Source organism: Cellulomonas sp. P4_B5_2, from assembly GCF_056402235.1.
Genome location: NZ_JBFUHU010000381.1, coordinates 1 through 5,075, shown reverse-complemented (window position 1 = coordinate 5,075; position 5,075 = coordinate 1). Strand labels below are relative to the sequence as shown.

Sequence of the window (5,075 nt, the reverse complement as noted above, 5' to 3'; positions counted from 1 at the left end):
TCCTCGGCCTTCGCGGAGGCGTCCGCGGCCTGGGCGACGGCGTCCGCCGAGGCCTGCTGCGCGGCGTCCGCGTCGACGACGGCCCGGTTGTAGGCCTCACCGGCCTGCTGGACCTTGAGCTCGGCGGCGTCGGTCTCGGCGCTCAGCTGCGCGAGCCGGACCTCCATCGAGGCGACGGAGCGTTCCGCGGACTTCACGGCGCCCTGCGCGCGCTGCACGTCCTGCGTGGACGGCGGCGTCGGGTCGGCCAGGGCGCTGGAGGCGCCGGCCGCGAGCAGGGCAGCGACGAGGGCGCCCGCGACGAGGGCCCTGCGCGTGCTCCTGCTGTGCTTCACCGTGGGCGCCTTTCCGGACGTCGTCGAACAGCCGAGGGCAGCCGTTCCTCGAAGGACGCTACCTGCGAAAACCCCAGGAGAGAACACCTGTCACACCAGTCCCACGAGTCACATCCATGTGCTTTGGGACGAACCGGACGCGATCCGTGCGACATCACCCGTTCGCAGCAACGGACACCCGAGAATCCACATCGTGAGACGGCTGTTCCAACGACCGGACGGATCCGCCTACCCTCGGCCCATGACCCGCCGAATGTGTCGCTGACCCAGCGCACGCTCGGCTGTGCCCGCGGGCAGGTCGCCGTCACCAGAAGACGGCCCTGACCCCGCCCGAGCCATGGCTCGACCCGTGCGCCACTCCCCCCTCCGCGGGACGGATGTCGGCTGCCCGAGACCCTCCGCGGATCCGTGCACCACAGCAGATCCATCGACAGTCCATCGACAACGGAGCGCAGCACCATGAGCAACGAGAACTGGAACTTCGAGACCCGCCAGATCCACGCCGGCCAGACGCCCGACCCGACGACGGGTGCCCGCGCGCTGCCGATCTACCAGACGACATCATTCGTCTTCCCGGATGCTCAGACGGCCGCCAAGCGGTTCGCGCTCGCCGAGCTCGGCCCCATCTACACACGCATCAACAACCCCACGCAGGAGGTCGTCGAGAACCGGATCGCCAGTCTCGAGGGCGGCGTGGGCGCGCTGCTCGTCTCGTCGGGCCAGGCGGCCGAGACGCTCGCGATCCTCAACATCGCCGAGGCAGGTGACCACATCGTCGCCAGCCCGTCCCTGTACGGCGGCACGTACAACCTGCTGCACTACACGCTGCCCAAGCTCGGCATCGAGACCACGTTCGTCACCGACCCGCACGACGCGCAGTCGTGGAAGGACGCGGTCCGCCCGAACACCAAGCTGTTCTTCGCGGAGACCATCCCCAACCCGAAGGCCGACATCCTCGACATCGAGCTCGTCGCCGGCGTCGCGCACGAGTCCGGGGTCCCGCTGATCGTCGACAACACCGTGGCGACGCCGTACCTGATCAACCCGCTGCAGTGGGGCGCGGACATCGTCGTGCACTCGGCGACCAAGTACCTGGGCGGCCACGGCTCGGCGATCGGCGGCGTGATCGTCGACGGCGGCTCGTTCGACTTCGCCCAGTACCCCGAGCGGTTCCCCAACTACAACACCCCCGACCCGTCCTACAACGGCCTGGTGTTCGCGCGGGACCTCGGTGTCGGGGGCGCGTTCGGCGTCAACCTCGCGTTCATCCTCAAGGCCCGCGTGCAGCTGCTGCGCGACCTCGGCTCGGCCATCTCGCCGTTCAACGCGTTCCTCATCGCGCAGGGCATCGAGACGCTGTCGCTGCGGATCGAGCGGCACGTGCAGAACGCCGAGAAGGTGGCCGCCTGGCTCGAGGCGCGCGACGACGTGCTCACGGTCCACTACGCGGGTCTCGAGTCGAGCCCGTGGCACGCCGCCCAGCTCAAGTACTCGCCGCGCGGCGCGGGCGCGGTGCTCGCGTTCGAGCTCGAGGGCGGCACCGAGGCCGGTCAGGCGTTCGTCTCCGCGCTCGAGCTGCGGTGGCACCCCGTGAGAGGAAGCACGTGCCCGACGTCACCCTGTCCCCCGCCCGACCGCGCACCCTCGGGTCCCGCGCGCCGCAGCCCCAGCGGCCCGTGCCCGTGAGCGCCGCGTGGCGCGACGGCGACCCCGTGGGGCGTCGGCAGTTCGCCGACCTCGGGCCGCTCAAGCTCGAGTCCGGCGGGCGCCTGCCGGCCGTCCGGCTGGCGTACGAGACGTGGGGCGAGCTGAACGAGGACGGCGCCAACGCGGTGCTCGTCCTGCACGCCCTGACCGGCGACTCGCACGTCACGGGTGAGGCGGGCGACGGTCACCCGACGCCGGGGTGGTGGTCGTCGATGGTCGGGCCGGGTGCGCCGATCGACACCGACCGCTGGTTCGTCGTCGCGCCGAACGTGCTCGGCGGCTGCCAGGGTTCGACCGGGCCGGCGTCCCCCGGACCCGACGGCCGGCCGTGGGGCAGCCGGTTCCCGCTCCTGACCGTCCGCGACCAGGTGGCCGCGGAGGTCCGGCTGAGCGACCTTCTCGGCATCGACTCATGGGCGCTCGTCATCGGCGCGTCGCTGGGCGGTCTGCGGGTGCTCGAGTGGGCCGCGAGCGCACCCGAGCGCGTGGAGTCGATCGCCGCGATCGCGACGGCGGCGCAGACGTCCGGTGACCAGATCGCCGGCTTCCACACCCAGCTGGCCGCCATCCGTGCGGACCCGCACTACCGCGACGGCGACTACTACGACGCCCCCGACGGCGAGGGTCCGCACGTCGGCCTCGGCCTGGCCCGGCAGATCGCGCACCAGACGTACCGCAGCGCCCTGGAGCTGGACGAGCGGTTCGGCCGCATCCCGCAGGGCGCGGAGGAGCCGCTGGAGGGCGGTCGGTTCGCGGTGCAGTCGTACCTGGACCACCACGGCGACAAGCTCAGCCGGCGGTTCGACGCCAACACCTACGTGGTGCTCACGCGCACGATGATCACCCACGACCTCGGCCGCGACCGCGGCGGGGTCAGCGCCGCGCTCGGCTCGATCACCGCGCGGGCCCTGGTCGTCGCCGTCGACTCCGACCGCCTGTTCCCGCCCGCGCAGTCCGAGCGGATCGCGGCCGGCATCCCGGGCGCCTCGCTGCACACGATCCACTCCGACTACGGCCACGACGGCTTCCTCATCGAGGAGGACCTGGTCGGCGCCTACGTGCGTGAGTTCCTGGAGCAGGGCGCCGAGCGCCGGTAACCGGCGTCAGGCCCCGCTCGCGGCGGCCGCCTCGTCGCTGTCCGCCACCAGGTGCCGCGAGAGCACCGCGAGCAGGATCACGGTCGGGCTCGGCAGCCGCTCGGCGCCGACGGTCATCTCCAGGCGCCGGCGCAGGAGACCGCGCGGGTGGACCTCGAGCAGAACCGCGCCGTCCGCGTCGACCCAGCGGAACGACGTGCTCAGCAGCCCGGCGGACTCCCAGCGGACCGCGCGCCCGTCCACGACGCCGGACCGCCGACCGGTCCACCCCGCCCGGCCGACCTCGGCCACGGTGTGACTGGTCACGCCGTCGCGCACCTCCATCGCTCCTCGCCGGTCACGCGTGAGGGTCCACGGCGCTCCGGCGCTGCGCACCTCGTCGRTGCGCTTCGACGGGCCGGGGGCCATCCGTGCCACGAGGCCTTGCGGCCCGACGAGCTCGACCGTGCTCCGGCGGGAGGCCGCGGGCGTCGTCGACAGGGTGGAGCCGGGATGACCGACGGAGTCCCAGGGAGCGAAGTCGACCGTCTCGGGCATCGGCCCATCTTGCCGGAGTGCTCGCGGGCGGCGAGGCGGAACGGGTGAGTTCCAGGGCGGGGATGTGCGCGGGACCCGAGGGCGGCACGATGGGGACCATGCCCTCCGGAGACCTCGTCGACGCCCGCACCGCCCTGCACGAGCAGTGGGACCGCCTGCGGTCGTGGGTCACGGACGTGGTCGACGACGACGTCGCCGACGCCCCCTCGGTCCTGGCGGGCTGGACGGTCGCCGAGCTGGTCGCGCACCTCGGACGCGCCATGGAGGCCCTCGCGGTGTGCGCCCCCCTTCCGCAGGGCACCGTGCCCCTGACGCTCGGCGAGTACCTCGGCACGTACGCGGACCGGGCCGCCGACATCGCGGAGACCACCCGCAAGCTGGCCGCCGAGATCTCCCACGACCCGCTGATCGAGGTGGACGTCCGGGCGCGGGCGGCCTTCGCGCAGCTGGACGCGCTGGGCCCGCAGGACTGCGTGGTGCAGGCACGGCGGGGACCGRTGCTGCTCAGCACGATGGCGATGTCGCGCGTGATCGAGCTCGTCGTGCACGCGGACGACCTCGCGCGGTCGGTCCCGATGGGGCCGGACCCGGTCGATCCCGACGCCCTGCGGCTCGTCGCCGACGCCCTGCTGGACATCGTCGTCGCGCGCGGCGGGTGGAGCCTGGAGGTGGCCGACGCCCGGAGGTGGGTGCGCCTGGCTGCCGGCCGTGAGCCGTACGACGTCGACGTGCTCGCCGTCGCGCTGCACCCGCGCTACACGTCGGACGGGGTCCCCGACCTCGGGCGGATGCTGCCGATCCTCTGACGGTTCACCAGAGGCGCGGCTAGTGCCGCAGCGCCTTGGTGGTCAGGCCGACCCGGCGGGCCAGCTGACCGACCGTGAGCAGGACGTCGTCCATGTCCGTGAACCTAGGGCCTTGCCGCGGGGGAACCTCAAGCGCGCGCGCTGCGGCCGATACGTTGGGCCCGTGATCGCCGCCTACGCCGCCCGCTTCTCGTCCGACGACCCCGTCAGCGGCCTCGAGGTGGGTGACCGGCCCGCCCCGGAGGCCCGCGAGAACTGGTCGGTGGTCGACGTGCGCGCCGCCGCGCTCAACCACCACGACGTCTGGACGCTGCGGGGGGTCGGCATCCGCGCCGAGCAGCTGCCGATGATCCTGGGCACCGATGCCGCGGGGGTCACCGCCGACGGGCGCGAGGTCGTGGTGCACGGGGTGATCGGCGGGGCCAGCGGGCACGGCGTGGGGGCCGACGAGCCGCGCAGCCTGCTGTCCGAGCGCTACCCCGGAACGCTCGCCGAGCAGGTCGCGGTGCCCACGTGGAACCTCGTCGACAAGCCGGCCGCGCTGTCGTTCGTCGAGGCCGCGTGCCTGCCGACCGCCTGGCTCACCGCGTACC

The 5,075-nt window shown here is 73.1% G+C and carries 5 protein-coding genes and 1 pseudogene; 4 read left to right on the top strand and 2 right to left on the bottom strand.

The features are described 5' to 3' along the window. A pseudogene (locus tag AC1DUQ_RS19800) lies at positions 1-335 on the bottom strand (NlpC/P60 family protein); the annotation flags it as partial. Between the two features lie 459 nt (positions 336-794). Here AC1DUQ_RS19800 and AC1DUQ_RS19795 point away from each other — a divergent pair. After that, positions 795-2,021, top strand: a complete 1,227-nt coding sequence (locus AC1DUQ_RS19795; protein WP_477074426.1) for an O-acetylhomoserine aminocarboxypropyltransferase/cysteine synthase family protein — start codon at positions 795-797, stop codon at positions 2,019-2,021. After that, positions 1,955-3,139, top strand: a complete 1,185-nt coding sequence (metX, locus tag AC1DUQ_RS19790) for a homoserine O-acetyltransferase MetX (RefSeq protein WP_477074427.1) — start codon at positions 1,955-1,957, stop codon at positions 3,137-3,139. The genes AC1DUQ_RS19795 and metX overlap by 67 nt, the downstream gene beginning before the upstream one ends. A 6-nt stretch (positions 3,140-3,145) precedes the next feature. Here metX and AC1DUQ_RS19785 read toward each other — a convergent pair whose 3' ends face one another. Continuing rightward, positions 3,146-3,676, bottom strand: a complete 531-nt coding sequence (locus AC1DUQ_RS19785) for a hypothetical protein (RefSeq protein WP_477074425.1) — start codon at positions 3,674-3,676, stop codon at positions 3,146-3,148. A 98-nt stretch (positions 3,677-3,774) separates the two neighbouring features. Between AC1DUQ_RS19785 and AC1DUQ_RS19780 the strand changes: the two genes are divergently transcribed. After that, on the top strand, positions 3,775-4,482 hold the full coding sequence (locus AC1DUQ_RS19780; protein WP_477074424.1) for a maleylpyruvate isomerase N-terminal domain-containing protein: 708 nt from the start codon (positions 3,775-3,777) through the stop codon (positions 4,480-4,482). A gap of 163 nt (positions 4,483-4,645) precedes the next feature. Beyond that, positions 4,646-5,075 (top strand): alcohol dehydrogenase catalytic domain-containing protein (locus AC1DUQ_RS19775; RefSeq protein ID WP_477074423.1); only part of this gene is annotated, 430 nt, incomplete at its 3' end.

Bases quoted from the DNA above. Each gene is read 5' to 3' on its own strand.
- AC1DUQ_RS19795 (WP_477074426.1), top strand. From the start codon at position 795: ATGAGCAACGAGAACTGGAACTTCGAGACCCGCCAGATCCACGCCGGC.